Annotated in this window: 12 protein-coding genes; 2 read left to right on the top strand and 10 right to left on the bottom strand. The window is 63.9% G+C overall.

Annotation, left to right across the window (positions count from 1 at the left end; all coding sequences use genetic code 11):
* Nucleotides 1–50: 50 nt before the first annotated feature.
* The 3 genes from ahcY to I6F37_RS20510 form a co-directional block, all read right to left on the bottom strand.
* Nucleotides 51–1,472 carry an adenosylhomocysteinase gene (gene ahcY / locus I6F37_RS20520; RefSeq protein ID WP_036015760.1) on the bottom strand — a complete coding sequence of 474 codons (1,422 nt, stop codon included), beginning with the start codon at nucleotides 1,470–1,472 and terminating at the stop codon, nucleotides 51–53.
* Nucleotides 1,473–1,596: 124 nt separating this feature from the next.
* Nucleotides 1,597–2,793, bottom strand: coding sequence for a methionine adenosyltransferase (metK, locus tag I6F37_RS20515; protein ID WP_036015759.1), 1,197 nt, complete (start codon nucleotides 2,791–2,793; stop codon nucleotides 1,597–1,599).
* Nucleotides 2,794–2,853: 60 nt separating this feature from the next.
* The gene (locus I6F37_RS20510; protein WP_057028724.1) at nucleotides 2,854–4,209 is read right to left on the bottom strand and encodes a hypothetical protein; all 1,356 of its coding nucleotides are present in this window, start codon (nucleotides 4,207–4,209) and stop codon (nucleotides 2,854–2,856) included.
* A 318-nt stretch (nucleotides 4,210–4,527) separates the two neighbouring features.
* On the opposite strand from I6F37_RS20510, the gene I6F37_RS20505 reads away from it, so the two are divergent.
* Nucleotides 4,528–4,674, top strand: coding sequence for a hypothetical protein (locus I6F37_RS20505; protein WP_157784118.1), 147 nt, complete (start codon nucleotides 4,528–4,530; stop codon nucleotides 4,672–4,674).
* 160 nt (nucleotides 4,675–4,834) lie between these two features.
* Here I6F37_RS20505 and I6F37_RS20500 read toward each other — a convergent pair whose 3' ends face one another.
* The 6 genes from I6F37_RS20500 to I6F37_RS20475 all read right to left on the bottom strand — a co-directional run bounded on the left by I6F37_RS20500 (nucleotide 4,835) and on the right by I6F37_RS20475 (nucleotide 10,722).
* The gene (locus tag I6F37_RS20500) at nucleotides 4,835–5,953 is read right to left on the bottom strand and encodes a cobalamin-independent methionine synthase II family protein (RefSeq protein ID WP_036015736.1); all 1,119 of its coding nucleotides are present in this window, start codon (nucleotides 5,951–5,953) and stop codon (nucleotides 4,835–4,837) included.
* 19 nt (nucleotides 5,954–5,972) lie between these two features.
* Nucleotides 5,973–6,689 (bottom strand): ABC transporter ATP-binding protein, encoded by a 717-nt coding sequence (locus I6F37_RS20495; protein WP_036015735.1) that lies wholly within the window; start codon nucleotides 6,687–6,689, stop codon nucleotides 5,973–5,975.
* The gene (locus I6F37_RS20490) at nucleotides 6,682–7,437 is read right to left on the bottom strand and encodes an ABC transporter ATP-binding protein (RefSeq protein WP_036015732.1); all 756 of its coding nucleotides are present in this window, start codon (nucleotides 7,435–7,437) and stop codon (nucleotides 6,682–6,684) included. The genes I6F37_RS20495 and I6F37_RS20490 overlap by 8 nt, the downstream gene beginning before the upstream one ends.
* Complete coding sequence (locus I6F37_RS20485) at nucleotides 7,434–8,462, bottom strand: branched-chain amino acid ABC transporter permease (protein ID WP_036015729.1); 1,029 nt, start codon at nucleotides 8,460–8,462, stop codon at nucleotides 7,434–7,436. Before I6F37_RS20485 ends, I6F37_RS20490 begins: the two co-directional genes overlap by 4 nt.
* A gap of 8 nt (nucleotides 8,463–8,470) precedes the next feature.
* Nucleotides 8,471–9,340 carry a branched-chain amino acid ABC transporter permease gene (locus tag I6F37_RS20480; RefSeq protein WP_036015727.1) on the bottom strand — a complete coding sequence of 290 codons (870 nt, stop codon included), beginning with the start codon at nucleotides 9,338–9,340 and terminating at the stop codon, nucleotides 8,471–8,473.
* A 203-nt stretch (nucleotides 9,341–9,543) separates the two neighbouring features.
* Entirely contained in the window at nucleotides 9,544–10,722 is a 1,179-nt protein-coding gene (locus tag I6F37_RS20475; protein ID WP_036015725.1) for an ABC transporter substrate-binding protein, read from the bottom strand.
* A 575-nt stretch (nucleotides 10,723–11,297) separates the two neighbouring features.
* On the opposite strand from I6F37_RS20475, the gene I6F37_RS20470 reads away from it, so the two are divergent.
* Nucleotides 11,298–11,579, top strand: coding sequence for a hypothetical protein (locus tag I6F37_RS20470; protein WP_036015722.1), 282 nt, complete (start codon nucleotides 11,298–11,300; stop codon nucleotides 11,577–11,579).
* 72 nt (nucleotides 11,580–11,651) lie between these two features.
* Here I6F37_RS20470 and purU read toward each other — a convergent pair whose 3' ends face one another.
* Complete coding sequence (gene purU, locus I6F37_RS20465; protein ID WP_036015720.1) at nucleotides 11,652–12,515, bottom strand: formyltetrahydrofolate deformylase; 864 nt, start codon at nucleotides 12,513–12,515, stop codon at nucleotides 11,652–11,654.
* Nucleotides 12,516–12,561 lie beyond the last annotated feature (46 nt).

Here is a 12,561-nt window from a genome sequence, read left to right as displayed (position 1 = left end):
GCCCCGGATCGCTCCGGGGCTTTGCGTCGATGGTTTGTCGAACCGGTGGCTTAGTAGCGGTAGTGGTCCGATTTGTACGGGCCTTCCTGCTTCACGCCGATATAGTCGGCCTGGTCCTTGCGGAGCTCGGTGAGCTTGACGCCGATCTTGGAGAGGTGCAGGCGGGCGACCTTCTCGTCGAGCGTCTTGGGCAGCACGTAGACCTTCTTCTCGTACTTGCCGTCCTTGTTGTTGGCGAACAGCTCGATCTGCGCCAGCGTCTGGTTGGTGAAGGACGCCGACATCACGAAGGACGGATGGCCCATCGCGTTGCCGAGGTTCACGAGGCGGCCCTCCGACAGCAGGATGATGCGGTGCTTGTCGGGGAACTCGATCTCGTCGACCTGCGGCTTGATGTTGGTCCACTTCAGATTGCGCAGAGACGCGATCTGGATCTCGTTGTCAAAGTGGCCGATGTTGCAGACGATGGCGCGATCCTTCATCGCGCGCATGTGCTCGATGGTGATGATGTCCTTGTTGCCGGTGGCGGTGACGAAGATGTCGGCCCGCGGCGCGGCGTCTTCCATGGTCACGACCTCGTAGCCTTCCATCGCCGCCTGCAGCGCGCAGATCGGATCAACCTCGGAGACCATAACGCGGCAGCCGGCCTGGCGCAGCGAGGCGGCCGAGCCCTTGCCGACGTCGCCGAAGCCGGCGACCATCGCGACCTTGCCCGACAGCATCACGTCGGTGCCGCGGCGGATGCCGTCGACCAGCGATTCACGGCAGCCATAGAGGTTGTCGAACTTCGACTTGGTGACGCTGTCGTTGACGTTGATGGCCGGCCACAGCAGCGTGCCCGCTTTCTGCATGTCATAGAGACGATGCACGCCGGTGGTGGTCTCTTCGGAGACGCCCTTGATGCTGTTGGCGATCCCCGCGAAGTAGCCCTTCGGCTTTTCCTTGAGCTGCTTCTTCAGAAGCGCGAAGAATACTTCCTCCTCCTCGGAGCCGGGCTTGTCGAGGAAGGCGGTGTCGCCGTTCTCCGCGCGCAGACCGAGATGGACATACATGGTGGCGTCACCGCCGTCATCGAGGATCATGTTCGGGTGACCGCCGCCGTGCCAGTCGAACAGCTTGGCGGTGTAGTCCCAGTACTCGGTCAGCGTCTCGCCCTTGACGGCGAAGACGGGAATGCCGGCGGCGGCGATCGCAGCGGCAGCGTGATCCTGCGTCGAATAGATGTTGCAGGAGACCCAGCGGATGTCGGCGCCGAGCGCGGCGAGCGTCTCGATCAACACGCCGGTCTGGATCGTCATGTGCAGCGAGCCGGCGATGCGTGCGCCCTTCAGCGGCTGCTTCGGGCCGTACTCCTCGCGGGTGGCCATCAGGCCGGGCATCTCGGTCTCGGCGAGCGAGAGCTCCTTGCGGCCGAAATCGGCGAGCGAAATGTCCTTGACGATGTAATCGGTGAAGCCGGGCTTCGCGTTCATAGGGGGTTCCTGTCTGTTTGGTTCGTCATTCCGGGGCGCTCGTGGAACGAGCGAACCCGGAATCCGCAAGGTGCGAAATTCCGGGTTCGCCGCTGTTGCGGCGCCCCGGAATGAGGCAAGAGAGCTAGAGCGCGCGCTTGAGCTGCTCGACGAGGTCGGTCTTCTCCCAGGAGAAGCCGCCCTCGTTGTCGGGCGTGCGGCCGAAATGGCCGTAGGCCGAGGTGCGCGCGTAGATCGGCCGGTTGAGGTCGAGATGAGTGCGGATGCCGCGCGGGGTGAGGTCCATCGCCTTGGCGGCGGCCTTCTCGAGCTGATCTTCCGAAACCTTACCGGTGCCGTGGGTGTCGATGTAGATCGACAGCGGACGCGCCACGCCGATGGCGTAGGCGAGCTGCAGCGTGCAGCGGTCGGCAAGACCGGCGGCGACGATGTTCTTGGCGACGTAGCGCGCAGCATAGGCCGCGGAGCGGTCGACCTTGGTCGGATCCTTGCCGGAGAACGCGCCGCCGCCATGCGGGGCGGCGCCGCCATAGGTGTCGACGATGATCTTGCGGCCGGTCAGGCCGGAATCGCCGTCGGGACCGCCGATGTAGAACTTGCCGGTGGGGTTGATGTGCCAGATTGTCTTCGCGGTGATCCAGTCCTTCGGCAGCGCCTCGCGCACATAGGGCTCGACGATCTCGCGAACCTGGTTCGAGCTGAGGTCGGGAACCAGATGCTGGTGCGACACGACGATCTCGCGCACGCCGACCGGCTTGCCGTTCTCGTACTGCACGGTGACCTGGCTCTTGGAGTCCGGACCCAGCACCTTCTCCTTGCCGGAGTGGCGGGCTTCCGAGATCAGGCGCAGGATCTTGTGGGCGTAGAAGATCGGCGCCGGCATCAGATCGGGCGTCTCGTTGGTGGCGTAGCCGAACATGATGCCCTGGTCGCCCGCGCCTTCTTCCTTGACCTCGCCCGGCTGCAGCGCATCGACGCCCTGGGCGATGTCGGCCGATTGCGGATGCAGGAGGATCTCGATGTCGCAGGTCTTCCAGTGGAAGCCTTCCTGCTCGTAGCCGATGTCCTTGATCGCGCCGCGGACGACGCCCTCGATCTGCTCGTTGGTCACCGACTTCGGGCCGCGGGTCTCGCCGGCGATCACCACCTTGTTGGTGGTCGCGAGCGTCTCGCAGGCGGCGCGGATTTGCCAGGGGTCGATGCCCGCCTTAGGCCCTTCACGGTAGAACAGGTCGACGATCTCATCGGAGATCCGGTCACAGACCTTGTCCGGATGGCCCTCGGACACGGACTCGCTGGTGAAGAGATAGGACGCGCGCATCAGTAACCCCTTGTTCCGCCGCTAGCCGGCGGGCGTTTGCGATGTTTACTTTTGATGATGTCAATCACGCCGGCGCGAGATGACGTAGGATTCGTCGAGAAACCAGAGCCCGTTGTACTTCCGCAGCACATCCCTGGCGGCATCCAGAGTGCGGCCGTTTTGAGTCATTTCTGTCAATCGGTCGTCCTCAATCTGAGCGACATACACCGCCGCATTCCACGCTGCAAAGGCCGTCGAGGTTCCGATGGTGCCGGTGACCTCGTTGGGCAGAGCTTCCATATCATACCTGAAGATCGAACGATTGTCCGCGTATGCATTAAAATTTAAGTCGCGGCCCACCGATCCAAGTTCATACTTAACGGCACGCAGTAGCTCATGACGGCTGACTGAGAAAGGATTTTCTCCCGGCCAGATCGCCTGGATCATTTCCATGCCCGGATCCTGCCCATGGGAGTGGATACCGATCAGCCTGCCGCCCGGCCGCAGCGCCCGCGCCAGAGGTGCAATGATCCGCTTGGCCCGGAAATTGACCGATGACAGGGCCCGGTACGGCTGGGATGCGATGACGAGGTCGAAATTGGCCTCAGTCTGACCTGGCCGCGGAATGGTCGAATCCAGCAGGAACCTGTGGTCCTCGCGATAGAGCACGAGGACGACCGGCCGCTCGTAGAGCGGCATGGCTGTGCGTGGGCTGATCGCAGCGCGCCAGTTCTGCTCCAGAAACGGCCTCAGCTCCGCGATCTGCTGCTCGAACTCGCCCGACGAAGCGCCGCGGAGCGGCACCTCGTGCCAGACGGTGGCGGCCGCCGCGGCGGGCGACGCTGGCGTCAGCCAGGGCGCCTCGGCGTAGAACATGTTGGTGAACACGAACACCGATGCCGGGTGCTCGAAAATGCGGTCCGGCACCTTCTCCAGCGTCAGGCGCAAATCCTCCAGGCTGAGTTCCTTGCCCGCGACGTAGAACGGCATGTGCGGAAAGCGCTGGTGCGTGGCGCGCAGCACCCGCGCCAGCACCGTTCCGTCGCCGACGCCGGCGTCGAACAGGCGCAGCGCCGGCGGGCGCGGATGGATGGAGGCAAGCTCCAGCGCGACGCGGTCCGCGATCACCCGCTTTTCGCTGCAGGTGTGGACGAACAGCAGATATTTCTGGCGGTTCTCGAAGAAGCGGAAATTGCCGCGCGGATCGCGCTTCTCGGGGGGCACCTGAAGTCCCCGCGGCGGCGGCACGCCGCCGGCCATCGAGGCCGCCATATAGGCCTGGATCCGCTCCAGCGTGTCGATGGTGATGCGCTTTCCCTCGCGCAGGCGATGCACCAGCTTCCCATCGTTCACTGCGCGCCGGCCGAACGTCGATTCCGCCATGTCCGCCTTGCGGCAGAAGTCGGTGATCTGGCTCAGGATTTCGTCGTTCTTCATGAGTGGGAAATCGGTGGGCAGACGGATTGGGACCAATCTCCTAGCAAAATCTGCCCACTGAGGGAATAGCGGATCCAAGCGCCTCCTTCACAGTTTGCTCCGGCCGCGAGCCGCGCCCCACTCTGGCCCCGCCGAGCAACAACTGGCGCTTCTCCTCTGATCGCCTCCTGACCGTGCGCGCCTGCCCGGTCGCCCTGCTCGCCGCGCTCCTGTGGTCCGCCCGCGGTCGCGCAGGCACGCGCAATCAGCTCGAGCCGAGCTGCACGGCGGACACGACGCCGCAGACAAGATGATCAATGCCTGCGAAGGAATCATCGCGTGGGAGGTGCAGGGGCACGGCCCGCCGAGCGGCACGAGCTCAATCGCGGCAAGGCCAGGCGCGGCAAGGTGATCTCGACCCCGAAGAACAAGCATGTGCCCATGGTCGAACTCCTCTCTGTGGGGGTCTATCTGGCGGAGAAGTGACTCGTGCCCGGACGCAGCGCAGCGCTTCTCAGCGGTGCTCTGCAGAGCTGAGGCCTATAGCTCCGCGCAGCAAGTCGAGCAGCATGGGTCCCGGCTCTGCGCAGCAACGCTGGAGCGTTGCTGCGCGTCCGGGACACGGGTGAGCCTTAACGGCGGAGCCTTACTGCCCCCACACTTCCTTCGCGATCTCGACCGCGAGGCTGAGCTTGGCCCACTGCTCCTCCTCGGAGAGGATGTTGCCCTCTTCCGTCGAGGCAAAGCCACATTGCGGCGACAGCGCGAGCTGCTCCAAGGGCGCGAACTTGGCGGCTTCTTCCAGGCGGCGCTTGATGTCGTCCTTCTTCTCGAGCTCGCCGAACTTCGAGGTGATGACGCCGACCACGACGACCTTGTTGCCCTTGGGCAGGAAGCGCAGCGGCTCGAAACCGCCGGCGCGGTCGCTGTCGTACTCCAGGAAGTAGCCGTCGTAATTGGTGCCGGCGAGCATGGTCTCGGCCACCGGCTCGTAGCCACCCGAGGAAATCCAGGTCGAGCGGAAATTACCGCGGCAGACGTGGGTCGTCACCACCATGTCGGCCGGCTTCTCCGCCAGCGCGTAGTTGATGATGCGCGCATAGATCTGTTGCAGCCCATCCGGATTATCGCCGCGCTCGCGTGCCTTCTGCAATTCGTCCTGCGAGCAGAGATAGGCCCAGACGGTGTCGTCGAACTGGAGATAGCGGCAGCCGGCGTCGTAGAACGCCTTCACGGCCTTGCGGTAGGTCTTGCCGAGATCTTCGTAGAAGGCGTCGAGATCGGGATAGACGTCCTTGGAGATCGACTTGCGTCCGCCGCGGAAGTGGAGCACTGCCGGCGAAGGGATCGTCATCTTGGCGGTGACGTGAGCCTGGTCGGCGACCTTCTTCAGGAAGCGGAAGTGGTCCAGCATCGGGTGGCTGTCTGGAAAGTCGAGCTTGCCGATGACGCGGACCGCATCGTGACGGGTCTGCACGCCCGTGAACTGGATGCCGGTGTCGGGGTGAAACAGCTCGCAGCCGGTGAGCTTGGCCAGGAAGTCGAAATGCCACCAGGAGCGGCGGAATTCGCCGTCGGTCGCGAGCTTCAGCCCGATCGAGGCCTGCTTGTGCACGACCTTCTCGATCTCCATGTCCTCGATCTTGCGCAGATCGTCGGCCGAGATCTCGCCCTTCTCCAGCCGGCTACGGGCTTCCTTGATCTTGAGCGGACGCAGGAGGCTGCCGACCTCGTCGGCGCGGAAGGGGGCTGTGGTTCGCTGCATGTGTTACTCCCTGGACATCTTAGTGGGCCGCCGCCCCGGCGACGCCGAGATGGCGCTCCAGGACAGAGGGGTCGGTCTTCAGCGCGGCGCTCGGAGCGTCGTGGACGATCGTTCCGCGCTCCAATATCACAACGCGATCGGCGAGCCCCAGAATCTTTTGGGCATTCTGCTCTACGATGATCGAGCAGATACCTCCGGACCGGGTGATGATCCCGATCGCCTTCAAGAGTTCCTCGACGATGATGGGCGCAAGGCCCTCCATCGGCTCGTCCAGCAGCAGGACTTTCGGATTGAGGGTAAGTGCGCGACCGATCGCCAGCATCTGCTGCTCGCCGCCGGAGAGCTGGTTGCCGAAATTGCTCCGCCGCTCCTTCAGCCGCGGAAACATCTCGTACACCTTCTCGACCGTCCAGGGACCGGGCTGCGCTACGGCGGTCATGTTCTCTTCCACCGTCAGCGAGCGGAAGATGTTGCGCTCCTGCGGCACCCAGCCGATGCCGGCGCGCGCCCGCTGGTCGGGCCGCATCGCCGTCACATCGGTGCCGGCCAGCGCAATGGAGCCTGCGAAGCGGCGCGTGACGCCGACGATGGAGTTGATCAGCGTGGTCTTGCCGGTGCCGTTGCGCCCGAGCAGCGCCAGCACCTGTCCTTCGGCGAGGCGGAGCGTCATCTTCGGCAGCACCACCGCCTCGCCGTAGCCGGCGCGAAGCGAATCGATCGCGAGCAGGTCAGACATCGACCGCCTCCTCGCCGAGATAGACCGCCTTCACCTGCGGATCGCGCGCGACCTCTTCGGGCGGGCCTTCGGTCAGCAGCGCGCCCGAGACCAGCACCGAGATGCGATCAGCAAAGGAGAACACGAGGTCCATGTCGTGCTCGATCAGGAGCACGGTGACGTCCCGCGGCAGGCTGCCCACGACGGCGAGAATGTCGTGGCGCTCGCTCTCGGGCACGCCGGCGGCGGGCTCGTCGAGCAGCAGCACACGCGGCTTGGCCGCAATGGCCACCGCGATCTCGAGCAGGCGCTGCTTACCGTAGGGCAGCGTCACGGTCTCTTCGTTCATGACGTCGAGCAGATGGAAGCGGGAGAGCAGATCGGCGGTCTCGCCATTGACGTCACTGCGCGTGCCCATCCGTCGCCACCAGTCGCCGCCATGGCCGAGGCGCTCGGAGACCGCGAGCCCGATGGTCTCCAGGGGAGTCAGGTCCGGGTAGAGCTGGTTGATCTGGAACGTGCGCGACAACCCGCGCAGCACGCGCTTGTGCACCGGCAGATCGGTGATGTCCTGGCCTTCGAGCAGGATGCGGCCCGAGTTCGGCTTCAGCACGCCCGTGAGCTGGTTGATGACCGTGGTCTTGCCGGCACCGTTCGGACCGATCAGCGCGTGGCGGGCGCCCTGCTCGACCTTCAAGGACAGATCGCGGGTGACGCGCAGGCCGCCGAACTGCTTTTCGAGATTCTGGGTTTCGAGCGCGATGGTCATGAATCGCTCTCCGGCACGGCAACGATCGCCTTGCGCCCCGCAATCCGCCTGATGATCAGGTTCGGCACATACAGCACCCAGCGATGCAGGCGCTGGCGGCCGACCAGCACGATCACGACCAGCACGAGGCCGATCCAGAACTGCCAGTATTGCGGCGTGATGGTCGAGAACAATTCCTGGAGCAGGCGGAAGATCACCGCGCCGACCAGCCCGCCGTAGAGATAGCCGGTACCGCCGATCACCAGCACCAGCATCAGGTCCGCGGAGCGCTCGAAGGCGAACACGTCGAGCGAGGCGATCGCGGTCGTCTGGGTGAACAGCGCGCCCGCAATGCCGGAATAGAACGCAGCCAGCGTATAGATCGCGATCAGGCGGCGGTTGACCGGAATGCCAATGGCGGCGGCGCGGAGGGGATTGTTCTTGATGGCGCGCAGCGACAGGCCGAACGGGGAATGCACGACGCGGCGGGCGAACAGGAACAGCAGGAACAACACGGCCAGCGAATAGAAGAAGCCGGCCTTGCCGAACATGTCGAACGGGATCTCGCCGAAGATCGGCTGCATCTCGATGCCCTGCAGGCCGTCGGTCCCACCGGTGATATTGGAGAAGCGCTCGGCGAGCGCTTCCAGCAGCAACGCAATGCCGAGCGTCACCATCAGGCGCGTCAGGTCGACGCCGCGGATCACCAGAAAGCTGGTGGCAAAGCCGAGCACCATGGCGGCAAGGCCGGCGACGATCAGCGCCAGCACGGGCTCCTTGACGATGCCGTGCAGCGCCAGCAGCCCCGCGGCATAGGCGCCGACGCCGAAGAAGGCGGCATGGCCCAGCGAAACGATGCCGGCATAGCCGAGGATGAGATCGAGCGACATCGCGAACAGCGCGAGGCGCAGGATGTCGGTCATGATCAGATAGCGCGACGGAAATGCGAAGCCGCAGGCCAGCACGATCAGCCAGAAGGCGATTTCGCCGTAGTGCCAGCGCGCCTGGCGCTGGGCATGGTAGCCGACGTCGGAAGCAGCGCTCATCGGTGAACTCAACGCGCGGCCGTGCGGCCGAACAGGCCGTTCGGACGCCAGATCAGGATCACGATCATGATGGTGTAGATCACGAAGGGGCCCATCTTCGGCACGTAATATTTGCCGGCGACGTCGCCGATGCCGAGCAGCAGCGAGGCGAGGAACGGGCCCGTTATCGAGGAGGAGCCGCCGACGGTGACCACGATCAGGAAGTAGATCATGAACTTCAGCGGGAAATACGGATCGAGGCCGAGGATCTCGGCGCTGAGCGCGCCGCCGAGGCCGGCGAGCCCGCAACCGAAGGCAAATGTGAAGGCGAATACCTGCGGCACGTTGATGCCGAGACCGCTCGCGGCGCGGGGGTCATCGACCGCCGCCCGCAGGCGGCTGCCGAAACGCGTCTTCGCCAGCACCATTTGAAGCGCGATGGTCAGCAGGCCGCAGATCACGATGATCATCAGCCGGTAGCGGCCGATGCCGACGCCGAACAGATCGAACTGGCCTTGGAGCGCGGCGGGCAAATTGATGAAGACGCGCGAGGATCCCTGGATGTAATCGACGGCTGCCACCGACATGAAGGTCAGGCCGATCGTGAACAGCACCTGGTCGAGATGGCTGCGGGCGTAGAGATGACGGTACAGCGTCCGTTCGAGCGCGATGCCGATTGCAGCCGAGGATACGAAAGCGAGCGGCAAAGCGGCGAAGAACGGCCAACCCATCCGGTTGACCAGCACCATGCAGATATAGCCCCCCGCCATCGCGAAGGCGCCGTGGGCGAGATTGACGAAGTTCATCAGGCCCAGCGTGACCGCGAGCCCGCAGGCGAGCACGAACAGCAGCATGCCGTAAGCGACGCCATCGAACAGGTTGGTGAGGATTGCGGTCATCAGCAGTCGAGGGTCATCTCAAGTGTGGCCAAGGGCCGTGCTGCACTCCCTCTCCCGCTTGCGGGAGAGGGTTGGGGAGAGGGTCTTTCCACTTGGAGGATTCCCGACGACGAGAGAACCCTCACCCGGCGCTCCGCGTCGACCTCTCCCGCAGGGCAGGCGGGAGAGGTGAGGAGAGCCCCGGGATGACGCGCTTTCGCGCGTCACTTCTTGGTCTTGCCGAGATCTTTGACAGCCTCGAAGGTCGCGAACTCGACATTGTAGAGTTCGCCATCCACTTTCTCGACCTTGCGGATGTAGATGTTCTGCACGATGTCGCGGGTCTCGGGGTCGATCGAGATCGGACCGCGCGGGCTCTCCCACTTCTGGCCCTTCATGGCCTCGATCAGCTTGTCGCCGTTGGTGTCGCCACCTGTCTTCTTCAGCGCCTCGTAGATCAGGTGGATGCCGTCATAGCCGCCCACGGCCATGAAGCCCGGACGGTTGCCGAAGGCCTTCTTGTAGGCCGCGACGAAATCCTTGTTCATCTGCGAGGGGTGCGCCGCGGAATAGAGATGCGCGGTGACCGTGCCGAGCACGGCGTCGCCCATGTTGTTGAGCAGATCGTCGTCGGTGACGTCGCCCGGCCCGATCACCTTGATGCCGGCCTTGTCGAGGCCACGCTCGGCATATTGCTTCATGAAGTTGCCGCCCTGGCCCGCCGGCACGAACACGAAGATCGCGTCCGGCTTTGCGTCCTTCATGCGCTGCAGGAACGGAGCAAAGTCGGGGTTCTGCAGCGGCACCTTGACTTCTTCGACCACCTCACCGCCGCCGGCCGTAAAATGTTGCTTGAAGAAGTTGAGGGCGTCATTGCCCGGCGCGTAGTCCGAGGTCAGCGTCGCGACCTTCTTGATGCCGTTCTTCACCGCCCAATCGCCGATGATGGTCGAGGACTGCGCCAGCGTGAAGCTGGTGCGCACGATATAGGGCGAACGTTCGGTGATAATGGAGGTGCCGGCCGCCATCACGACTTCAGGAATCTTGGCCTGGGTAGCCAGCGGCGCGGCGGCGAGCGCGGCCGGCGTCACGCCGAAGCCGGCGATGAAGTTGACCTTGTCGTTGACGATCAGCTCCTGCGCGGCAGTCTTGGTCTTATCCGGGATCGCCGCGTCGTCCTTGACGATGATTTCGATCTTCTTGCCGGCGACGGTGTCGCCCTTCTGCTGCATGTAGAGCTTGATCGCGTTCTCGATCTGCTTGCCGGTCGAGGCCTGGCCGCCGGTCATCGGCAGGATCAGCCCGATCTTGACCGTGTCTTGCGCCTTGGCAGGCGCGACGGCCGCGAGGCCCGCGATCGCAACGACCGCTGCGGTGCGTAAAAAAATCCTGCGTTCGAACATCAGATGTCCCTCCCCTTCATTCCTCACCTCTTGTGCGGCGGACCGAGTACCCGGTCCTTGCCGCGCTTCACTCACGGACAAGCCATGCCGTGCGGCCACATGGCGTCCTCTGTAACCCCGTTGTCAATCGAACGTTGGGCGACCATTCGGCGCAAGCCGCGCAATCTGCCTCAACAACGGCGGAGAGCTATTTGTACGATTGTACAAATGAAATGGTCCTGTCAACGAAAAAGCCCTGTGACACTGGGCCGGAGGGCGATGGCTTTGCCACCCTACGAGGCCGCACCACACCGGGGATGGAGGATTCAGTCTCTCATTTGCAGAATCCGGACATCTTAAGTGCGTCCGTGGCATGCCCCGTCCTACGATCCGTCCAATGACAAATACCCGGTGTATACCGTACCAACAGCGGCGACCTCATCAAGTGCAAAATATGCCTATTATAATACCTTCTCTGTATACAGCTTTGCCCTCCCTCGAATAGGCCAATTTTACCTATTGAGAGATATGGTTGCCGCTAACGCCTATGGCGCTCCACCATCCGCGCCCCGTCGGGGGCACGACCAGAGATATTCATGCGTTCTCGCTCGCTTTCGATCGCCGCCGCACTCGCCCTGCTCAATCTCGCAGGCTGCGGGACGGTCAACGAGAAGCTCTCCGCCGGGATGGGCGACTACGTCCCGCAATGGGCCGGCGGCCTGCCCGCTGATGCGCCGCCGCGGCCCGGCACGCCGCAATACGATGCCTACATGAAGGAGCGCGAGCGCAAGCGGCTGATGCCGGCGACCGATCGCGAGAAGGAAGAACAGGCCCAGAAGGGCGCGACGGGGACGACGTCGGCTGGCGCGGGGCGCTGAGGAAGCGAATGGCGAACAGGGAGTAGCGAATAGGGCGCGCTCCCCCTCCACTCACCATTCGTCCCCCATTCGCTAATCCACGAACACCACGGTCTTGCGGCCGTTGAGGATGACGCGGTCGTCGAGATGGTAGCGGATGGCCCGGGCCAACACGCGGCGCTCGATGTCACGGCCTTTGCGGACCAGATCTTCCGGCGTGTCGCGATGGCTGATGCGCTCGACGTCCTGGTCGATGATCGGGCCCTCGTCGAGGTCGCGCGTGACGTAATGCGCGGTGGCGCCGATCAGCTTGACGCCGCGCTCATGGGCCTGGTGATAGGGCTTGGCACCCTTGAAGCCCGGCAGGAATGAGTGGTGGATGTTGATGCAGCGCCCCGACAGCTTTGCCGAGAGATCGTCGGACAGGATCTGCATGTAACGGGCGAGCACCACCAGATCGGTCTTCGTCTTGCCGACGAGGTCCATGATCTGTGTCTCCTGCTCGCGCTTGGTCTCCTTGGTGACGGGCAAATGGTGGAAGGGGATGCCGCCGAAATCGAGCCCGGCATAGACCTCGCGCGGGTGATTGGAGACGATCGCGGTCGGAATCATCGGCAATTCGCCGGTTCGCCAGCGATAGAGGATGTCGACCAGGCAGTGATCGGACTTCGAGACCAGCAGCATCACCTTGCGATGCGCAGCGCGGTCGCGCATCTGCCATTCCATGCCGAAACGCTCGGCGATCGCGGCGAAGCCGGTCTGCAGTGCCGCGAGTTCCACGGCAAGATCGGCCGCTGTGAACACCACCCGCATGAAGAACTTCTTGGTCTCGACGTCGTCGAACTGCTGGGCGTCGAGGATGTTCTGTCCGTTATGAGCGAGAAACGTCGAGACCGCCGAGACGATGCCTGGGCGATCCGGACAGGACAGGGTCAGGACGTATTGATGGTCGGGCAAGGCTCGGCTCTTGATGAAGGTTTGTGCAGCGGAACGATCCAGCGGA

Source organism: Bradyrhizobium sp. NBAIM08, from assembly GCF_020193935.1.
Classification (GTDB): domain Bacteria; phylum Pseudomonadota; class Alphaproteobacteria; order Rhizobiales; family Xanthobacteraceae; genus Bradyrhizobium; species Bradyrhizobium yuanmingense.
This window is presented reverse-complemented; position numbering and strand designations above follow the sequence as displayed.

What these genes read in the sequence shown, in the direction of transcription:
- I6F37_RS20490 (WP_036015732.1), bottom strand. Translation starts at nt 7,437, where the DNA reads ATGACCATCGCGCTCGAAACCCAGAATCTCGAAAAGCAGTTCGGCGGC.
- I6F37_RS20480 (WP_036015727.1), bottom strand. Translation starts at nt 9,340, where the DNA reads ATGACCGCAATCCTCACCAACCTGTTCGATGGCGTCGCTTACGGCATG.
- I6F37_RS20500 (WP_036015736.1), bottom strand. Translation starts at nt 5,953, where the DNA reads ATGCAGCGAACCACAGCCCCCTTCCGCGCCGACGAGGTCGGCAGCCTC.
- ahcY (WP_036015760.1), bottom strand. Translation starts at nt 1,472, where the DNA reads ATGAACGCGAAGCCCGGCTTCACCGATTACATCGTCAAGGACATTTCG.
- I6F37_RS20475 (WP_036015725.1), bottom strand. Translation starts at nt 10,722, where the DNA reads ATGTTCGAACGCAGGATTTTTTTACGCACCGCAGCGGTCGTTGCGATC.
- I6F37_RS20510 (WP_057028724.1), bottom strand. Translation starts at nt 4,209, where the DNA reads ATGAAGAACGACGAAATCCTGAGCCAGATCACCGACTTCTGCCGCAAG.
- I6F37_RS20485 (WP_036015729.1), bottom strand. Translation starts at nt 8,462, where the DNA reads ATGAGCGCTGCTTCCGACGTCGGCTACCATGCCCAGCGCCAGGCGCGC.
- metK (WP_036015759.1), bottom strand. Translation starts at nt 2,793, where the DNA reads ATGCGCGCGTCCTATCTCTTCACCAGCGAGTCCGTGTCCGAGGGCCAT.
- I6F37_RS20495 (WP_036015735.1), bottom strand. Translation starts at nt 6,689, where the DNA reads ATGTCTGACCTGCTCGCGATCGATTCGCTTCGCGCCGGCTACGGCGAG.
- I6F37_RS20470 (WP_036015722.1), top strand. Translation starts at nt 11,298, where the DNA reads ATGCGTTCTCGCTCGCTTTCGATCGCCGCCGCACTCGCCCTGCTCAAT.